This window comes from Paenibacillus sp. FSL R7-0331 (assembly GCF_000758645.1).
GTDB classification, from domain to species: domain Bacteria; phylum Bacillota; class Bacilli; order Paenibacillales; family Paenibacillaceae; genus Paenibacillus_AQ; species Paenibacillus_AQ camerounensis.
The window spans coordinates 4,400,707-4,419,086 of record NZ_CP009284.1 but is presented as its reverse complement, the minus strand read 5'-3'; the positions used below and the strand labels follow the sequence as shown (position 1 = coordinate 4,419,086).

Below are 18,380 nucleotides of genomic sequence, written 5' to 3'. Positions count from 1 at the left end.
TAACATGAATATGAAGGGGGAGCTGTCAGTGAATGAAAAGGAGCAATCCGTACTGCAGGTACTTAATGTCAAATACCCGTTGGTGCTGCAATCTGCCACGGCTGTAACCGGGGAAATGTACCGTTGCCAGGCGGGAGACAAGGTTTATTTTGCGAGAGTCAGTCATTATATGCCGTATGAAGTACAAGAAGAGGAAGTGAAGCTGCTCGGATATTTGCGGAATGCAGGGGCCTTTGTTGCACCGGTAATTCCTTCTCTTGACGGAAAGCTGGTAGAAAGCTGGGATTCGGCCGCTGACGTCCATATTGTTGTGTTCGCTGCTGCACCGGGAAGCCACCTGCCCCTTAAGGAATGGGACGGAGAAGTGTTTAAGCGGCTTGGAGGTGTAATTGGCAGGCTGCATAGGGAAGGAGCGCGATATGAACAGGAGCAAGGCCGTGCAGAGCAGATTAAGGATTGGATAGAAAATAAGGAGTATCAGTTCCTGCGGTCCATCCCGCAAGAGGAAACTGTAATCCGGGCAGCAGCACAGCAGGTGCTTCAAGAAGTCCGTTCCATTCCCCGGAATAGAGAGCAATACGGTATAATACACGGGGATATCTGGCTGGAAAATGTGCTGGTTGAGGGGGATTCGCTGACGATCATTGATTTTCAGGATTGCGAGCGCCATTATTACCTGTATGACCTGGTAGTTCCGCTCTACTCTGCCCTGGAATACTCATTTGCCGGGCAGGGAAACATCAGGGATTACGGCCAGAGACTCGCAGAGAATCTGCTTGCCGGATATCTGGAGGAGCATACACTGTCATCAGAGATGCTAAGCTATTGGCCGTTGCTCTTCCGGCTGAAGGAGCTGTTCGTGTATAACCTGATGCATCTTTATCTTAATAAGGACGAGCTTAACGAAGAACAGATCCGGATTTTTAATCTGTACCGCATGCGGATAGAGCATAACATTCCTGCTGTACAGCTGGATTATGACCGGTTACAACGATTAGTTAATGAGCATGTTCTGGCCGGCAAAAGAGGAGAGTGAGAGCATGAACATCTACGGCTGCGATTTCAGCGGCGCCAAAAACCCGGAAGGCAAGATCTTCATTGCCTCGGGCCGGCTGACCGGTAACCGTTTTACGGTTGAACAGGTTTTCAGCTGTGAGGACAGATTGGATCTGTACTATTATATCAGGACAAGCAGAGCGCCGTGGGGGGTGGATTTTCCTTTTTCGATACCTGAATATTATCTGGAGCAGCAGTATGCCTCATCCTGGGATACGTTCATAGAAGGGGCTTACAGTGACACCAGGGACCAGTTCAAGCAGCGGTTCGGCCAGATTCACAGCGGTAAAAGCAGCCGGGATCTCCGCGTGACAGACATTGCCGTGGACGGCAAAAGTCCGGTATCCTCGACACCGATAGCAATGCACGCCATGGTCTACGGGGCGCTCCGGCTGCTGCATAATCTGCAAGGGGATGCGGCGGTTTATCCTTTTCAGCCTTACCGGGAAGGCGTATCCCGGTTATATGAAATCTATCCCGGACACGGCTGGAAAGCATTGAAGCTCAAAAGCAGCGCCCCGGATGCTCTCCAGGGCATCCCGTTCAGCTTCAGAACGCAGGTGGACAGCGGGTTTGAGATTAGCATCAGCCCGGAAGCGGAGGCAGCAGCAGTGGATGCCCGCGGTCAAGCGAGTCTTCATGCCAGAGACGCAGTGATGGCCTGTATCCAGATGGCGTACTGCCTCCGTAGGTACGGGCTGGAGAGCAGCGAACAGCATAAGCCTGAGTTCGCCTCCGAAGAAGAATGGAAGCTGCGCATGCTTGAAGGTCTGGTTGTACGGATGCTTCCGTAACAAGCACGGGATTAAGCACCATTAATTATTGCATCCACCCAGGCATAACAGCGGTCCAGCTGTTCCCCCGTAATGAGGTCGGAGCGGTGCTCGAACATAATTCTGACCTGAGGATTCTCTTTCCGGATAATCTGCAGATAAGCTTCAATCGGTGCCCAGCCCCCGGCCTCATGTAGCTCAGGGAGCACAGGGTAGTGGCTGTTCTGTACACTGTCCAGTATCTGTACATTTGACAGGTGAATAAGATAGGCATACTTTGTATAAGTCTTAAGGACTTTGCGGGCGTCAAAGCGGCGGTCCAGCTTGTCCTGCAGAAACAGCCTCGCCGTATCCAGGCATAGCCTGATGCTTGGATATTTGAGCAATAGCTGCTCAAGGAAATCATGCTCATAAATAAGCCGGCTGATGGCATCGAACTCCAGCACCGGTATGAACTGATATTTACGTCCCTGTACATCTAGCCATTGAAACAGCTGCTCAGTGCGGGTAATCAATTCACCGGACGAAGTGTCTTGCTCATGGATATATTCCCGGCGGTCCCCGAATCTCCAGCTGCTCCAGTCAACCCGTTCATCGAGAATAACCGGCTTGGGGTAATGGAACAGTACATATTCTGGCTTGATTGAAGAAAGATAGTCCAGTTCCCCGGCGATATGTCCGAAAGCGTCAGCACGCACCTCATCGTCAGCGGAAAGGACAAGAGGGTCCCTCAGCTTCGTGCTGTCTTTCCGAAAGGGAAAATGCACACCAATCGCAAAGCCTCTGCTTTTGGCCGCGTCTACAAGCAGTGACGTATCTTCTTCGGAGGTAAACATACAAGCTTCAATGCCATAGAACCCGCTGCGGAAATCCTTCCGGTATTTCTCTTTATCAAATCCGCCATACTGTCCGATCATGAATTGTCTCAAGAAAAAGCCTCCTGAAAAAGAAATATTATGGAAGGAATTCGGCAAAACCGCCCCGTGTTCCTGCCCCGAAAAGACACTAGAAATAACTAGTGTCTTTTCGGTTTGTATTGGGTAAAATTAACTCTGGAATCATACCCAGTATAAGGCAGAGCAGCTTACTGTGAATTCATCACCGAACTCCGTCGGCTTCTATAAGTCCCAGGGCTTCCTCCCGCTTGCCGGAGAAGAAGAAGTACATGGAATCAGGTCTGTAAAAATGCAACTTTCGTTCTAGGTCCCGGGGGAAATAAGAAGGAATAATCTGGGGGGGCAGCGAATAGATAGCAATCAACAAAATTCGACTTTTAGACTACATAATCAGAGGGGTATTGTCGTGAAAAAAGGCCAAAAGACGATTTTTTTAATTGTTACATTTATTTTGATTTTTTTACTGCCGCTGCTTGGCAGTCTGGCTAAGTGGAAGGGCCTTCCACCCGGTTATGGAGATTTTCCTGCGCAGAAAGTTGAAGCAGATCCCGGATTCAGCCTGCTCTATTTCTCGCTTGCCTGCATCGTTGCATTGCTGATTACACTGGTGCTTGCTTTTCCCCGTTTGTTCGGATTCAAGGTTTCTCCGCAGATTTCCCGGCGCCCGGCAGGTAAGACTGCTTTTCCTGTGTGGTTCTGGTGGAGTCTCCCAGTGCTTGCGGTCAGCTGGTTTCTGATGTGGGCGCGGCTGGATCTGTTTGAGCCGGCAGAGAATTATACCTTTGTCCCGCTCTGGTGGTCCTTCATCCTGATTTTGGACGGGATAGTCTATAAACGGACGGGCGGCAATTCAATCATCTCACGCAAGCCTCATCTAATGCAGCTGTTGGCAGTTGTATCCTGCTTCAGCTGGTTCGCGTTTGAATATCTGAATTTTTTTGTAATAGAGAACTGGTATTACCCCAACGAGGATATCTTCTCTAACTTCGGTAACGTCTTCTGGTTTTCGCTTTCCTATACAACTGTGCTTCCGGCAATCGTTGAATGGTATCTGCTGCTGGGAACCTTTAAAGGACTTAAGGAGCGTTACAGCAACGGGCCAAAACTTAACGTATCTAAAGCACTGTTAATCATTTATTTTGTAATCGGGTTTTTTTTGGCCTTCGGTATGGGTTATTATCCTTATCTTCTGTTCTGGGTGCTGTGGGTCGCTCTTGTGCCCATGCTTTCGGCTGCCATGGCTCTCTGCGGCTACTGGACTCCGTTCACCCCGGTCAAGAACGGTGACTGGTCACGGATTATTCTGATTGCGCTGGCTACCTTATGCAACGGGTTCTTCTGGGAGTTCTGGAATTTCGGCAGTGAATGGTTCCACGATTCCATCCCTACTAATCCGAATTACTGGAAGTATTCGGTCCCGTATCTGGATAAGATTCATATTTTCTCCGAGATGCCGATTCTGGGTTATTACGGGTATCTTTTCTTTGGCGTGAATTGCTGGATTGTGTGGCTTATCGCAGCCTATGTATTTAAATTTGATGCCGATTTTGAGTTGAACGGGAAGAATCGCTAAAGGTGGAGTGGGCATGATTGCGTTGGACAACTATCAGATTCTCGAGACCATTTCAGATCAGTATGCGAAATCGGTTTACAGATGCAGAGATCCTTTATCCGGTGATACGGTTATTTTAAAAGTACTGAAGGCTGAATTTACCAACCCGGAAGCAGTGATGAGGTTCAAGCAGGAGTACAGGCTGCTGAAGGAGCTCAGCGCACAGCTGGGTGGTGTAATCAAACCCCTTAAGCTTGAGGAAACAAACGGCTTTTACGTTATGGTGCTGGAGGATATCCATGGACGTTCTCTCAAAGAAATTATGGAGACTGATGCTCCGGATACGGCAACGCTGCTCAGGCTGGCGATTAGAATCGTAGATATTCTCGGTGCGGTACATGAGCATAACGTCATTCATAAGGACATTAAGCCCTCCAATATTATCTGGAACAGGGAGCGGGATGTGGTGCAGCTGATCGATTTTGATCTGGCTGTGAAGCTGCCGAAGGAAAAACGGGAATTCCAGAACAGCGGCGTGCTGGAGGGCAGCATCCAGTATATTTCTCCTGAACAGACCGGGCGGATGAACCGCAATATAGATTACCGTAGTGATTACTACTCGCTGGGTGTGGTGCTCTATGAGCTTATGACCGGAAGCAGGCCTTATATCACACAGGAGATGCTGGAACAGATCTATTCCATTATCGCCAAGGAGGCCGTTCCTCCGTATCAGCTGACCGGCGGCAGAGTGTCCCGTGAGCTTTCCGATATCATAATGAAGCTGATGGAGAAATCTTCGGAGGAGAGATACCGCAGCGCTTACGGAATTAAGGCGGATCTGAAAAAAGTGCTGGCCGGAGAATCAGGCTTTGTAATCGGAGAGGACGACCGGCATAATGTGTTCCGGATTCCCGAAAAAATATACGGCCGTGAAGCGGAGCTGGCCAGGCTTACAGAGGCCTTCCGGCAAAGTGTCAGCGGCCAGCCGCAGCTGATGCTGGTTACCGGTGAGGCTGGCGTCGGTAAAACAGCGCTGGTCCATGAGCTGCATAAGTCAATCAGTGAGGAGAAGGGCTGGTTCGCCGAAGGGAAGTTTGACCAGTACAACCGTAACATTCCTTTCAGCGCTATTATCCAGGCCTTCCGCCGGCTGGTCAGCCAGCTGCTGGATAACCCTGATGCCGGCTATAAGCAGATGATAGCACAAGCCCTGGTCTCTGGGCTGGACGGGAACGGCAGTCTGATCGCAGGCCTGATACCGGAGCTTGCTGACTGGATAGGTGTACAGCCTGAGATAGAGCCGCTTAATCCTGCTGAGGAGACGAACCGGTTCTTCCTTACCTTTGCCAAATTCATTGAAGGCATCACTCTGAATGAACGCCCGCTGGTGCTGTTCCTGGACGACCTGCAGTGGGCTGATTACTCCAGCCTGCAGCTTGTCGAACGGCTGCTTATGGATCATCAGCTGCGCAGGCTGTTCATAGTCTGCTCATACAGAGGAAATGAAGTCCATGAAGGCCAGCTTCTGTTTACTTCTGTTGCAAAGGTAGAAAAGAGCCGGCAGGTAGGCGTCATTAGACTGGAGCCCCTGACTGTGCTTGATGTAAATATGCTGATTTCGGATACGCTTTACAGCCCGCGTGAGCGGGTAGACATGCTTGCGGAAGTAATCTATAAGCGGACGAAGGGGAACTCCTTTTTTGTCAGCGAACTGCTGAAGGAATTATACCGCAGCGGATATTTAACCTTCGATGAGCTGCAGGGCAATTGGAGCTGGCAGCTGGAACAGATATTAAGTTTGCCTGTAAATGAGAACATTGTTGAGTTTCTGATGATGAAGCTGATTAATCTGCCGCAGGAAGCCCGCAGTATGCTGATGTTATGCGCGGCAGCAGGCAGCAGGTTCGACTTCAGTCTGCTGAAGCTGATCAGCGGAGAGCCGCGGAGCCGTATAGCCCGGGCTATTGCAACTGCGGTTGATGAGGAGCTGATTATCCCGTCAGATGCCAGCTATACGATGTTTTCCGGTTATTTGGACGAGACGGATGCTGGACCTGAGCAGGAACTGGGCATTTCATTCCGTTTTGCCCACGACCGTATACAGCAGGCTTTCTATCAGATGTTAGATGAAAGGGACAGCAGGCAGCTTCATCTTAGAATTGGTAAAATACTGCTGGATAATCTCTCTGCTGAGGAAGTGGAAGAACGGGTTGTCGATATTGCCGCCCATATGAACAAAGGGCTGGAGTTCATCGGCGGCAGGGCGGAAATCAATGAGGTAATCCGGCTTAACCTGCGGGCAGCACGCAAAGCAAAAGCAGCCTTCGGTTACGATTCGGCCTATGCGCTGCTGGAATCTGTACTTCCGCAGCTGCCGGATAATGCCTGGGAGGATGCAGAGCTTCCGGCAGCGGAGATATACCGGCTGCTGGCCCAGTGCGGTTATCTTACCCATCATATTGAAGAAGCCGATGCCGCATGCGCTGCTCTGCTGGAGCATACAGCCGGAAGAATGGACCGTGCCGGGATTTACGAGCTGCAGGCAGACCATTATATGTATCTCGGGATGATGAAGGAAGCGATTGCTGCCGGAAGACAGGGGCTGCAGGAGATGGGTATCCAGATTCCGCAGCGCGTGGGAATGGCTTCTGTGCTGAAGGAGCTGGTCAAGATCAAGGCTGCGCTCCGGGGCAGGACCGCCGATGATATCTTTGCCTCCGAAGAGATGAAGGACCCGGAAATGCTGCTGATTATGAGGCTGCTGATTAATTTTATCCCGCCGGCTTTCATCTCCGGAGAGACTTCACTGTTTGGCCTGGCTGTCCTTAAGAAGGTCGGCCTGACGCTGAAATACGGCAATTCGCCTGAATCAGCACTGGCCTTTATCGGTTATTCCATGCTGCTGTCCGGGTTCGGCGATGTGAAGGGCGCATTCGAGTTCGGCCGGCTGGGCATCAGAATCAATGACAAATTTAATGACCTGCAGTGGCGGGGGGCTGCACATGTCCTGTATACTCTTTTCAGCCACACCTGGACGGAGCCTTGGGATACCCTGCAGGATTGGTTCACAACCTCAATCGAAGCCAGCTTGCGTACTGGAGATTTGCTATATCTGGCCCATTCCTGCTTCTATGTCAACCTATGGAATCCGGAGATGGATCTGGCTACAAATCTGCAGGAAAGCAACCGGATGATCGCCATGATTGAGAGCACCAAATATAAGGAATCACTGGCAACAGCGCAGCTGGTCCGGCAGTATTACCGCAATCTGCTGGGGGAGATGGGGGATAACCGCTCGTTCAGCGACGACTCATTTGAGGAAGTAGGCATGCTGCGGGACTTGGAGCTGGCCAAATACAATTCCGGCATTGCGATTTATTATATCTACAAAATGAAGCTCTTGTTCACCTATGAAAGCTACGAAGAAGCACTAGGGTATATCGACAAGGCTTATCCTATTATCGGGGCGCTTGCCGGTTCGGCTTTTATGGAGGAGTTCTCACTGTACACCTTCCTGAATCTGGCTTACAGCTATTCCGGCCTGCGCGGATTAGCACGGAGCAAGGCCAGAAGAAGAATGAAAAAAGAGCTGGGCAGGGTCCGCAAATGGGCAAAGCATGCCCCCGGCACCTTCAGGCAGCATGAAATGCTGATGAAGGCGGAGTGGGCCCGGATATCAGGACGAGATGATGAAGCAGGGCGGTACTACGATCTGGCGATAGAGGCCAGTGAACAAGGTACGTTCGTCCGGTATAAGGCGCTTTCGAACGAGCTCGCAGCTAAATTTTATTACGCTAAGCAGTTTAATGAGTTTGCCGCCTATCTGCTTAGACAATCCGTATATTATTATTCCATATGGGGCGCCAAGGCCAAAATTCAGTTCCTCAAAAGCAAGTATCCCGATATCATCCGCAAAATCAATACCAAGGAATTTCTGCATGGGCGGACTGTATCGGATTATACCGAAAGCATTGACCTTGACTCTATGATTATGGCCTCCCAGGCCATATCTAAGGAAATTGAGCTGGACAACCTGCTGGAGGCGCTGATGCAGATCGTCATCAAGAATGCCGGGGCGCAACGCGGCTGCATCCGAATGACCGGCGGCTCAGGGCTGCTGGTGGAGGGGGAGTATCTGGCGGAAGAGGATAGAATCTCCGTCGGCGTCCAGAGCCGCAGCACCTTCGATCATCTGCCCGACTCCATCCTGCGGCAGGTTGAGGAGAGCGGCGAGACGCTGATCTATAATGATGCTTTTTCAGAGACCCAGTTCGTTAATGATCCGTATATCGTGGGGCACCGCCCTAAATCGATGGTCTGTATGCCGCTGATTAACCAGAACAAGACCGTTGCCGTCATCTATCTGGAGAACAATCTCGTAACCGGTGTGTTTACCAAGGAACGGATGAAGATTATTAATCTGCTGTCGCGGGAAATGGTGTTCTCCCTGGAGAATGCCAGCCTGTACTCAGAGCTGGAGCGTTCAGAGGAAAAATACCGTGAGCTGGTCAACAACATGCAGGACGGCATTTTTATTACGCAGAACTTCATATGCAAATATGTCAATGAAGCGCTGGCCGGAATGCTTGGTTATGAGGTAGAGGAAATGCTGGAGCAGCCGTTTGACAGCTTCCTCAGTCCGGAGGAGCGTGAGAAGGTCATGCATTATTACAGCCGGAGGGTGGAAGGCAAGTCGGTTCCCTTTGAGTATGAGACCCGGCTCCTGCATAAGGACCAGATCCATGAGGTTATCGTTATACACAAGGTTACGCTTATCAATTATATGAACAATCTGGCTATCCAGGGGACGGTAAAAGATATTACCCAGCGTAAGCAGGCGGAGGAAGAGCTGCTGCGGCATAAGGAGCACCTGGAGGAGCTGGTTGCTGAGCGGACCAAAGAGCTTGAGCTGAACAACGAGGAGCTCAACCGGTATATCGGGATGATTGAGCAGATTTCGAATACGGACGAGCTGACCGGCCTGTATAACCGCAGATATTTCAACAAAGTCTTTAGGGAGGAAGTTGAAAGTGCTGCAGCCGCGCAAAAATATCTGGGTTACCTGATGCTGGACATCGACTATTTTAAGAAATACAACGATACTTACGGACATTATGAAGGTGATAACGTGCTGCGCAAAGTAGGCAACATGCTTCACGAGCTGGCGGAACGGGCCGACGGCTTCGCCATCCGGCTGGGAGGAGAAGAGTTCGGTATTGTCGTTACAGGCTTCACACCTGTGCAGTCCCGGGAATATGCCGAGACTATCCGCCGGAGCATTGCAGACCTGCGGATACCGCATACAATGAGTCCGCAGTTCGGCATTGTTACCGTATCAATCGGCGTTGCGTGTGTCCGGGGAGGCAGTGCCGGGGAAGAGGACATTTATAAGCTTGGTGATGATGCGCTGTATCAATCCAAGGCTGAGGGCAGAAACCGTGTAACCCTGTTCCAGTAAAGGATTTAAGCCCTCCGGTGCTTTTGTGCCGGAGGGCTTGCTGTGCTGCTGATTCTGTGGCGGATAATCCCCGGCCGGTGCATAACTCAGCTGAGTGCCGCAAAAAAATACAGCCGCCCGTCAAATCCTGCGGGAGGCTGTATTTTTAATACACATTAAACATTTCGGCAATATCATCATACTGCGTCGTCTGGGTCAGGGCCAGAGAGAGGAGTATTCGTGCTTTTTGCGGAACCAGGCTGTTGCAGGGAATCGAATTGGCGGAAAGGTCAATATAGGTATCCTTAAGGGTTATGCCGCTGGCAATCCGTGAGCACCGGACTACCGGAATATTGTTATTCTTCAGCTCGCCGACCTTATCGATCCAAGGCTTGCTGTAGATGCCCCCGCCTGCTCCGGCAATGACAATCCCTTTGGAAATGGTGGACAGGTAATCAAGTATGCCGGGATCGGCATCCACATGGAAATAGGCGACGGACACCTCTGGCAGGCCGCTGAGCGTAGAGACGTCGAACTGGGCGGCGGTGGTGTGCTTTTTCAGGGAACGTGTATAGAAAAAAGCCTCACTGTCACGCATATACCCCAGGCAGCCGAAATCCCGCTCATCAAAAGCATTAGCCTTAAAAGTATTCACCTTCTGGACATCGCGCCCGCTATAGATACCTTCCGCAAACACAACCATAACCCCCTGGCCGGCCGCCTCCGGATTAGCAGCAAGAGCCACCGACTGGAACAGATTCAGCGGACCGTCCGGGCTAATGGCTGTTGCAGGCCGCATGGAACCGGTGATAATGACCGGCTTGCCGGTTTTGATGACAAGATTGAGAAAGTAGGAGGTTTCATCGAGCGTATCCGTTCCATGAGTAATGACAAAGCCGTGAATATCCTCCCGCTGCGCTAACGTGTTAATAATGGAGGCAAGCGTGAGCCAGTGCTGGCTGGTGATGTCTGCACTGCCCAGATTGCTCACCTGGATACCAATGCAGTTGGCTACACGCTCCAGGTGGGGCACGCTGTCCAGCAGATCCTGAACCGGCAGGGCACCGGGCTCGTAGTTTAAGGTTTTATGCGCTTCGCCACTGCCGGCAATCGTTCCTCCGGTTGCGAGAATAACGACATTTTTCAGAGTAGGATTATAAAAAGGTGAGGCTGTAAAATCGACTTCCGGCGTTGGAATAATCATGAGTACGTTCCTTTCGGTCTAAACTATTATGTGAGAACGCTAACTTATAATCAGCAGGAAGTCAACAGGTTTTTGAGAAAGGAAAAAATTCCCTTGAAGCCGAATATATAGAAGGATGAAAAAGTGCTGATTAATAACTAAGGGGGGCTGAACATGAATGATTTTTTTAATTTGCATACAGTGGCAGACGGAGTCTGGGCGGCAATTGTTGTCCCGGGCAGCGGTGCATTAGGAAATGCGGCGATAATTGATCTGGGAGACAGCACAGTAGTTGTGGATACCTTCAGTCTTCCGCAGGCGGCGGAGCTTTTGAAGCAGGCGGCTGAGAAACTGACCGGAAAACCGGTACAATACGTTATAAACACCCACTATCACGGGGATCATCATTACGGGAACCAGGTTTTTAAGGACAGTCAGATTATAACGACAGGTATAACCCGTGATTACCTCACCAAAGAAGCTGCTCCAACTGCGGAAGCCTGGCAGGACGGATTACAGCAGGTAATGACTGCCTTGGAACAAGGCAGACAGGCCGCACAGGATAACAGGCTTCAAACGGCCTTTGCCAATGAAATTGCGGATAAAGCAGCTCTGCTGAAGGCTGTTCCGGATATCCGCAGGGTAACGGCGTCATTAACCTTTTCCGATAAAATGATGATTTATGGCAGTACGCGCTCCGTTGGCGTGTTAACCTTTGGCGGCGGACATACAGAAAGTGATGCTATGGTGTACGTAGAGGATGCAGGCGTATTAATCGCCGGTGATCTGGTGCTCAGCCGGACACATCCGGCTATGCTGAACGGAAGCCTGGAGAATTGGCTGAGGATTATTGAGCAGATTGAACGTGAGCTTAAATTCAGCAAGCTGATTCCCGGACATGGAGAAGTCGCTGACCGCAGCAGTCTTGAAGAGATGACCCGATACCTGAGAGCAATCCCGGAATATGCGCAGCAGGCGGCAGCAAGCGGTGAACCGGAAGCTTATTGGCTTGAGCAGGGTATACCTGTACCTTTTGCAGATTGGGAAATGTCCCACGTGTTCGGCTGGAATTTCAGATGGCTCTATCAGCAATTGAAGCGCGGAGATGAGGTAAAGCAATGATTGAACTGGATACGGGAAAATATGCGCTTGTCCTTCCGCTGCTGGATTCAATAGAGATCAATACTTTATTTGCGAGGGCAGTGCTGGAGCAGACGGTTACCGGCAGGGTTTTTACAGATAATGCTGACGTTCCGGGTGCTTATTATATCGTTCATCCTTACGGGATGTCGCTTGTGTTCGGAGGGACCGGTAACCATGGGTTCACCCGGGGGGTTAGTGACTACATAACCGACAAGAACGGAACAAGACAGATGGCGGAGTGGCTGCAGGCTGATCCGTCCGGAGAATGGGCGGATATCATTGATGACGTAGTAGCCTCCCATAATAGTGCGGCGGGCCTTGATGCCGGATTGCAGGGGCAGGCTGGCTCAAGAGTTATTCAGCAGGATACTAGAGTCAACTTTGCGCTGGACCAGTCTGCCTTTGCAGCTGCGAAAGATAAGGCCGGCAGGCCGGACACGCGGATTATCCGTTTGAACGCAGAGCATTTTACGGCGCTGGAGCAAGGCGTAGTGCCCCGTTATTTTTGGAGGGATGCTGAACATTTTACAGCTGAAGGCGCTGGGTTCGTACTGCTCGAGGATGGCGGAATAGCCGCTGCGGCGTTCTCTTCCTGCCTTTATGGCAACCAGCTGGAGATTGGAATTGAGACGATGCAGGATCACCGGGGGAAAGGCTACGCTTTTGCAGTCAGTCTGGCGCTGATTGATTACTGTCTCAGCCAAGGCCTGGAACCGGTCTGGGCCTGCCGGCTGGAGAATACCGGATCTTACCGTCTTGCGCACAAGCTGGGCTTCCGCCCGGTGGTGACGTTACCTTATTATCGCCTGGCGTATGGCGCTTAACGCTTGAACAGAAGAAGCAAATGAACAGGCGGGAGGAAACGGAATGTCCGGGAGACTGATGACATTGAATATGCTGCTGCTGTTTCTGCTAACTTCCTGCAGCGCTTGGAGCGGCGGAGAGAATACGGAACGGCCTCCTGTTACAGTGCTTGCGGACGGTTCAGAAATTCCGGCAACGGTCCGCACGGCAGATGACGGAGAATCTGATCAGGAGGACAGGCAGGCACAATACCGGGTTCTTATGGAGCAGATCGAAGAAGCGGATATCCCGTATATCCGGCTTGGGGAGACTGTTGAGATTCATCTGGGTGAAGAGAACCGCGCTCATTATGAGCTGACAGATGTAATCCTGCTGCCGGACGGCAGCTATAAATACAAAATGCCTGATAACGGGCCTGAGACGGTCATGATTAGCGAAGGGTCGGGATCTTTCGAGCTGGGAATGAATCCCGCTGCTTTCTTAAGCTCAAACACGGCAGATTATGAACCCGGTGCGACCGTCCGCGGCTTCCGCCTGAGCGGGCTGAGCGGGGGAGCGCAGCAGGAAATCTTCTTTGTGCTCCGGACCGATGCCGGCAGCATCGGTCCGAGCCTGTAATAGACGGTAGACGTTCATATCAAGTAAGGAGAGGGGCGCCATGGTGCGCTCTTTTTGTTGATTAATTTCAAGATAATGATTATCATTATCACAAATATGAGCGCTGTGTTTTGATATGGAGGGATTCCGATGAAGCGGGTGCAACCGCTGGATATAAGAGATGCAGAGACTGGTGAACGGACTGGTCTTGACAGTATCCGGGCTTTTATGGCCGGCCATTTTCATGAGCCTCTGTCGATTGACCAGCTGGCCGGCATGGCCGGCCTCAGGCCGAAATATTTCGGTGAGCTGTTCAAAAAAACATACGGGCAGAGTGCAATAGATTATTTAACCGATCTGCGGATCAGCAGAGCGAAGCAATATTTGCAGGAATCCGGTTATCTGCTGCGGGAAATAGCCCAGAAGGTCGGGTACAGCGATGAGTTCTATTTCAGCCGGAAATTTAAAAAAGAAATCGGGATGCCGCCGTCCGCCTTCGCCCGGCGGCAGAAGCGGCGGATTGCGGCCTGCTCTGCTGCGGCTACAGGCCAGCTGCTGGCTCTGGATATCATTCCTGCAGCCGCACCGCTCGATGCGAAATGGACACATTACTATTACAATAAGTACTATTCACTTATTGAGCTGCATCTCAGAGTAGATCTGCTCGACCGGGAGACGGAGGTTGACAAGCTGATCCGATCCCGGCCGGATGCGGTTATCGGACACGCCGGAATGGCTGAGGAATGGCAGGAATCCCTGCAGCGTAATGCCCAGACCCTGTATATTGTCCGGGAGGAGGAGCGCTGGGATGAACAGCTGCAAAAACTGGCGGAATTTCTGGACAGGGAACAGCAGTGCAGACAGTGGCTTGAGCTCTACGAGCGGAAGGCGGGTCTGGTTAAAGAGCAGGTCTCAGCGGCTGTTGGTAAAGACAAAGTGACAGTGCTTCGTCTCAGCGGAGACCAGCTGTATGCCTACTGTAATAGGGGGATTAGAGATGTGCTGTATGAGCAGCTTGGTTTATGTCCGGCGTATACCCATTCCGCCGCTATTTATAATGAACCTGTCTCATTCAGTGAACTGCACGCTCTGGACCCGCAGCGGCTCCTGCTGCTGATCTGCCCGGATTCCCCGACACGCATGAGCTGGCTGTCCCTGCAGCATAACGAGAGCTGGCGCAGCCTCCAGGCCGTAAGCAACAGGCATGTGTATGTGCTGCCCTCCGATCCGTGGTTTGAATATTCTGCAGTGGCGGTAGACCGGATGCTGGAGGAGACACTCCTGATGTTTACGGGAAATAGTCCAAGCCTGCAGAAGGCAGGAGTCCATGGTTACCCGGATGCATATCCTTTATAATCTCCATTAATGAGAACGATTATCATTAGGGGGAGATCCATTATGCAAGACAAGATCATTACAGCAGGCAAAATAAAAAAAGCACTGCTTCCGGCTTCACTCAGCCTGCTGCTTGCCGCTGCGCTTCTGAGCGGGTGCAGTCAGGATTCAGCAAATGTAGGAGCGGACAATGCAGCCTCTGCAGCTGCCGCCGCAAGCGCTCAGCCTTCCGCTGAACCGACTGCTGAACCGGCTGCTACAGAGGCAGCGGAAACAGCTTATCCGCTTACGGTCACAGATGAGCTGGGCCATGAGCTGACGCTGGAAGCGGCGCCGCAGCGGATATTCGCCCCATATCTGGAAGATTCGTTAGTAGTGCTGGGTGTTAAACCGGTGGCCCAGTGGGCGAACAACGGGCAAGGCCAGGCTTATCTGCAGGACAAGCTTGCCGGCGTGCCGCTGCTTGACTTTAACAGCGGACTGCCTTCACCGGAGGTCGTTATGGATCTGCAGCCGGATCTGATTGTGCTGCACAACGCCAATTATGCGGAGAACGGGGTATACGAGCAGTACTCTAAGATCGCCCCGGTCTATGTATTCAAACAGGCGGCTGGTGATCTCGACAGCTCAGTAACAATCCTCGGTGAGCTGATCGGGAAGCAAGAGGCAGCAGCGGATGGGCTGGCAGCCTATCATCAGAAGGTTGAAGCTGCCAAAGCGGAGCTGGCACCGCATATGGACGGCAAAAAGGCGTTAATTATCCGCTTCAATGCAAGAGGCATGTTCCTGATGGGCAGTGTGTATGGCGGATTCGTGCTGGCGGATCAGCTGGGCATTGCCAAAAGTGAGCTGGTCGCAGCCGAAAACAGCCTGGAGCTGTCGCTTGAGCTGCTGCCGCAGATTGATGCTGATTACATCTTCCTGGCTAATGACACAGCCAACAGCGGTGAGACCTTCTATAATGAGCTGACTGAAAGCTCCCTCTGGAAAAGCGTCCCTGCCGCCCAGGCCGGACATGTATACAATGTAGATGACCGCTTTTGGCTTGGCGGAGGCGTGGTTGCCTACAGCAATGTTATCGACGATGTGCTGGAGCTCATCGCACCATGAGCAGTGTGAAGGAACTAACCTATCCGCACCAAGGCTGTGAGGAAATCAGAATGACAGCCGGTCCGTTTAAGGCGGAATACCGGCTGCTGCTGGCGCATCCCGCCGGTGAAGCGCCGCCGGAGGGGTATCCGGTTATTTATGCCTTGGACGGACATGCTGTTTTTCATACCCTGGCAGAAGCGGCACGGCTGCAGACACGTAAGCCGCACGGATATGACCCTGTGCTGATTGTCGCGGTCGGCTACCCTTCCGGCGAGCCGTTTGATATGACCCGGCGCTGCTATGATTTCACGATGCCGGTACCGGCAGATACTTTGCCGCAGCGTCCGGACGGCACAGACTGGCCGGAGCACGGCGGTGCCGACAGCTTCCTGGAGCTGCTGGAGCAGGAGATCATGCCGCTGATTGCCGGACGGTTTCCGGTGGACCGCAAGCGGCAGGCGATATTCGGCCATTCTCTCGGCGGGCTGCTTGTGTTGCACGCCCTGTTCACCAGACCTGCGCTGTTCAGCCACTATGCAGCCGGCAGCCCTTCCTCCTGGTGGGGGGATTATAAGGTTCTGAAGGAGCTGGATGCATTCGCTGCCGGGTATCCTTCGCTAGAGCTGCAGCGACGGCTGCTGATTACGATCGGTGCTGAGGAGCTTGAGCATATGGTCGAGGATGCCGGCAACGTGTATGAACGGCTGGAGCGGCTTGCCGCACACGGGCTGGAGGCCTCTCTTGTGAATTTCGCCGGAGAGAACCATGTCAGCGTTCTTCCGGCAGCACTCAGCCGTCTGCTGCGGTTTGCGCTGGAGAAGCAGTAGGGCTCTCAGCCTGGAGCTGGCCGGACAGGTCTGATTGCAGCTGAATCTATGGGCAAAAAACCTCTCTTAATCAAATGGAGCTTGGACTGCAAGCCATTTGAATATAAGAGAGGTTTTTAGCTTTCTTTTAAATAAATCAGCCGTTCAAACGCTTATGGTTCTCATGGGCAATGCTTATAAGTGCAGTGTAGAGCGGCTGTACATTGAATTTTTTGGCGAATTCAAATTTATAGGCAGCGGTCTGCAGATTGTTAGATTTATGATATGGAGAGGTAATATAGTGTAGGTTGATCTCGCAGTCGTCAAAACCGGTGCCGCCGGTCTCCATGGTTACTTCATAAATGGAGCCGAGATGAATGGACGCGACGCGCGTTTTCTTGCCGGTCACCCCCTGATGATCAATTAGAATCAGACGCTCATCTGTAATAATGAATGCATCACGGACAAGCTTGAAGCCGGTGCGGATCTGCTCGTCAGGCATCAGATAAATCCCGTACTGGTTCATCAGCTCCGGAATGGTTACCTCTGAGTAGTTGCCAAGTAGACCGCCAAATAAATTAGCCATTATATTCCCTCCTGAGTGTCCGCGGTAAGCGGATATGCAATTGCTCATTACTCTGTTAATATTCTCCAAACGGAGGACTATCCCTGCACCGAAATATGGTAAACTTATCTCAATAATGATAGGGGTGAAATGCATATGGCGGATGAACATGATGAGCTGGCCGAGAAAAGACGTAAAAACCTGAAACTCATTCAATTCAGCAAAGAGGATGATGCACTCATTGAATCAGATAAGCCCAAAGAGACCTTTGCCGATGTCGGGGGCCTTGAGGATGTCAAAAAGAAAATCCGGATGAACTTCATCCTGCCGCTGCAGCAGCCGGAGCTGTTTGCCGCATACGGCAAAGAGGCGGGCGGCAGCCTGCTGCTGTACGGACCTCCAGGCTGTGGCAAGACCTTCCTGGCACGCGCCGTAGCGGGGGAGATTGAAGCCAACTTTATGCATATTGAGCTGCAGGCGATTCTGGCCATGTATGTGGGGCAGAGCGAAAACAATCTGCATAACATTTTCGCCAAAGCACGGGAAAATAAGCCTTGCGTCATCTTCATCGATGAGCTGGACGCCATGGGCGGCAGCCGGCATCAGATGCGCCAGCACCATGACCGGATGCTGGTTAATCAGCTGCTGCTGGAGCTGGACGGGCTGCAGGCGGAGAACGATCAGGTATTTGTAATCGGTGCGACCAATACGCCATGGTATCTGGATTCAGCCCTCCGCCGTCCCGGCCGCTTCAACCATCTGGTGTTTGTTCCGCCGCCTGAGGAAGCGGAGCGTGAGACGATTCTCGGCCTGAAGCTGGCCGGCAAGCCGCAGGAGCCGGTTAATCTGTCCAAGCTTGCCGGGGAGACGAAGTTTTTCTCCGGGGCTGATCTGGAGCAGGTGGTCAGCGATGCTGTAGAATCTGCCATGGAGCGGACCTTTGCAACAGGGGAGATTCAGCCGATTACAGGCAATGACCTGCGGCAGGCGGCGAAGGACCGCAAAGCGACGACGCTGGAATGGTTCGCCACCGCGCGGAACTACGCCACATTCAGCGATGTGAACCGGGACTACCAGGTGGTTCTGGACTATGCCAAAAAGCACGGAATTAAATAGCACGGGCGGGACAGGAGGTCCTGAA

General features: G+C 51.9%; 14 protein-coding genes and 1 pseudogene. 12 read left to right on the top strand and 3 right to left on the bottom strand.

Translation table 11 applies throughout. From position 1 onward, the window contains the following. Window positions 1–4 precede the first annotated feature (4 nt). Entirely contained in the window at window positions 5–1,036 is a 1,032-nt protein-coding gene (locus R70331_RS18965) for a phosphotransferase enzyme family protein (RefSeq protein ID WP_231576315.1), read from the top strand. Between the two features lie 4 nt (window positions 1,037–1,040). Next, window positions 1,041–1,850: a hypothetical protein gene (locus tag R70331_RS18960; RefSeq protein WP_042177943.1), complete on the top strand. Its 810-nt coding sequence runs from the start codon at window positions 1,041–1,043 to the stop codon at window positions 1,848–1,850. 11 nt (window positions 1,851–1,861) lie between these two features. Here R70331_RS18960 and R70331_RS18955 read toward each other — a convergent pair whose 3' ends face one another. Then, window positions 1,862–2,758: a hypothetical protein gene (locus R70331_RS18955; protein WP_042177940.1), complete on the bottom strand. Its 897-nt coding sequence runs from the start codon at window positions 2,756–2,758 to the stop codon at window positions 1,862–1,864. Window positions 2,759–2,906: 148 nt separating this feature from the next. On the opposite strand from R70331_RS18955, the pseudogene R70331_RS32535 reads away from it, so the two are divergent. The 3 genes and pseudogenes from R70331_RS32535 to R70331_RS18945 all read left to right on the top strand — a co-directional run. Next, window positions 2,907–3,032 (top strand): annotated as a pseudogene (locus R70331_RS32535) (GNAT family N-acetyltransferase); the annotation flags it as partial. 99 nt (window positions 3,033–3,131) lie between these two features. Next, the gene (locus R70331_RS18950; RefSeq protein WP_052419120.1) at window positions 3,132–4,298 is read left to right on the top strand and encodes a hypothetical protein; all 1,167 of its coding nucleotides are present in this window, start codon (window positions 3,132–3,134) and stop codon (window positions 4,296–4,298) included. Window positions 4,299–4,311: 13 nt separating this feature from the next. Continuing rightward, a complete protein-coding gene (locus tag R70331_RS18945) occupies window positions 4,312–9,735 on the top strand; it encodes a diguanylate cyclase (RefSeq protein WP_042177938.1) in 5,424 nt (1,807 codons plus the stop codon). Window positions 9,736–9,880: 145 nt separating this feature from the next. Here the strand turns inward: R70331_RS18945 and R70331_RS18940 are convergent, their stop codons facing one another. Continuing rightward, on the bottom strand, window positions 9,881–10,918 hold the full coding sequence (locus tag R70331_RS18940) for an asparaginase (protein ID WP_042177935.1): 1,038 nt from the start codon (window positions 10,916–10,918) through the stop codon (window positions 9,881–9,883). Window positions 10,919–11,071: 153 nt separating this feature from the next. Here R70331_RS18940 and R70331_RS18935 point away from each other — a divergent pair, with 153 nt between their 5' ends. The 6 genes from R70331_RS18935 to R70331_RS18910 all read left to right on the top strand — a co-directional run bounded on the left by R70331_RS18935 (window position 11,072) and on the right by R70331_RS18910 (window position 16,695). Continuing rightward, a complete protein-coding gene (locus tag R70331_RS18935; RefSeq protein WP_052419119.1) occupies window positions 11,072–12,019 on the top strand; it encodes an MBL fold metallo-hydrolase in 948 nt (315 codons plus the stop codon). After that, window positions 12,016–12,864 carry a GNAT family N-acetyltransferase gene (locus R70331_RS18930; RefSeq protein ID WP_042177932.1) on the top strand — a complete coding sequence of 283 codons (849 nt, stop codon included), beginning with the start codon at window positions 12,016–12,018 and terminating at the stop codon, window positions 12,862–12,864. Before R70331_RS18935 ends, R70331_RS18930 begins: the two co-directional genes overlap by 4 nt. A 43-nt stretch (window positions 12,865–12,907) precedes the next feature. After that, window positions 12,908–13,462, top strand: a complete 555-nt coding sequence (locus tag R70331_RS18925) for a hypothetical protein (protein WP_042177929.1) — start codon at window positions 12,908–12,910, stop codon at window positions 13,460–13,462. A gap of 129 nt (window positions 13,463–13,591) precedes the next feature. After that, the gene (locus tag R70331_RS18920) at window positions 13,592–14,797 is read left to right on the top strand and encodes an ABC transporter substrate-binding protein (protein WP_042177926.1); all 1,206 of its coding nucleotides are present in this window, start codon (window positions 13,592–13,594) and stop codon (window positions 14,795–14,797) included. A 42-nt stretch (window positions 14,798–14,839) separates the two neighbouring features. Next, the gene (locus R70331_RS18915; RefSeq protein WP_042177923.1) at window positions 14,840–15,886 is read left to right on the top strand and encodes an ABC transporter substrate-binding protein; all 1,047 of its coding nucleotides are present in this window, start codon (window positions 14,840–14,842) and stop codon (window positions 15,884–15,886) included. After that, on the top strand, window positions 15,883–16,695 hold the full coding sequence (locus R70331_RS18910) for an alpha/beta hydrolase (RefSeq protein WP_042177920.1): 813 nt from the start codon (window positions 15,883–15,885) through the stop codon (window positions 16,693–16,695). Before R70331_RS18915 ends, R70331_RS18910 begins: the two co-directional genes overlap by 4 nt. Before the next feature lie 136 nt (window positions 16,696–16,831). On the opposite strand, the gene R70331_RS18905 is transcribed toward R70331_RS18910, so the two are convergent. After that, window positions 16,832–17,260: a PH domain-containing protein gene (locus tag R70331_RS18905; protein WP_042177917.1), complete on the bottom strand. Its 429-nt coding sequence runs from the start codon at window positions 17,258–17,260 to the stop codon at window positions 16,832–16,834. A 135-nt stretch (window positions 17,261–17,395) separates the two neighbouring features. Here R70331_RS18905 and R70331_RS18900 point away from each other — a divergent pair, with 135 nt between their 5' ends. Beyond that, window positions 17,396–18,355 (top strand): ATP-binding protein, encoded by a 960-nt coding sequence (locus R70331_RS18900; RefSeq protein WP_042177914.1) that lies wholly within the window; start codon window positions 17,396–17,398, stop codon window positions 18,353–18,355. The last annotated feature ends 25 nt before the right edge of the window (window positions 18,356–18,380 follow it).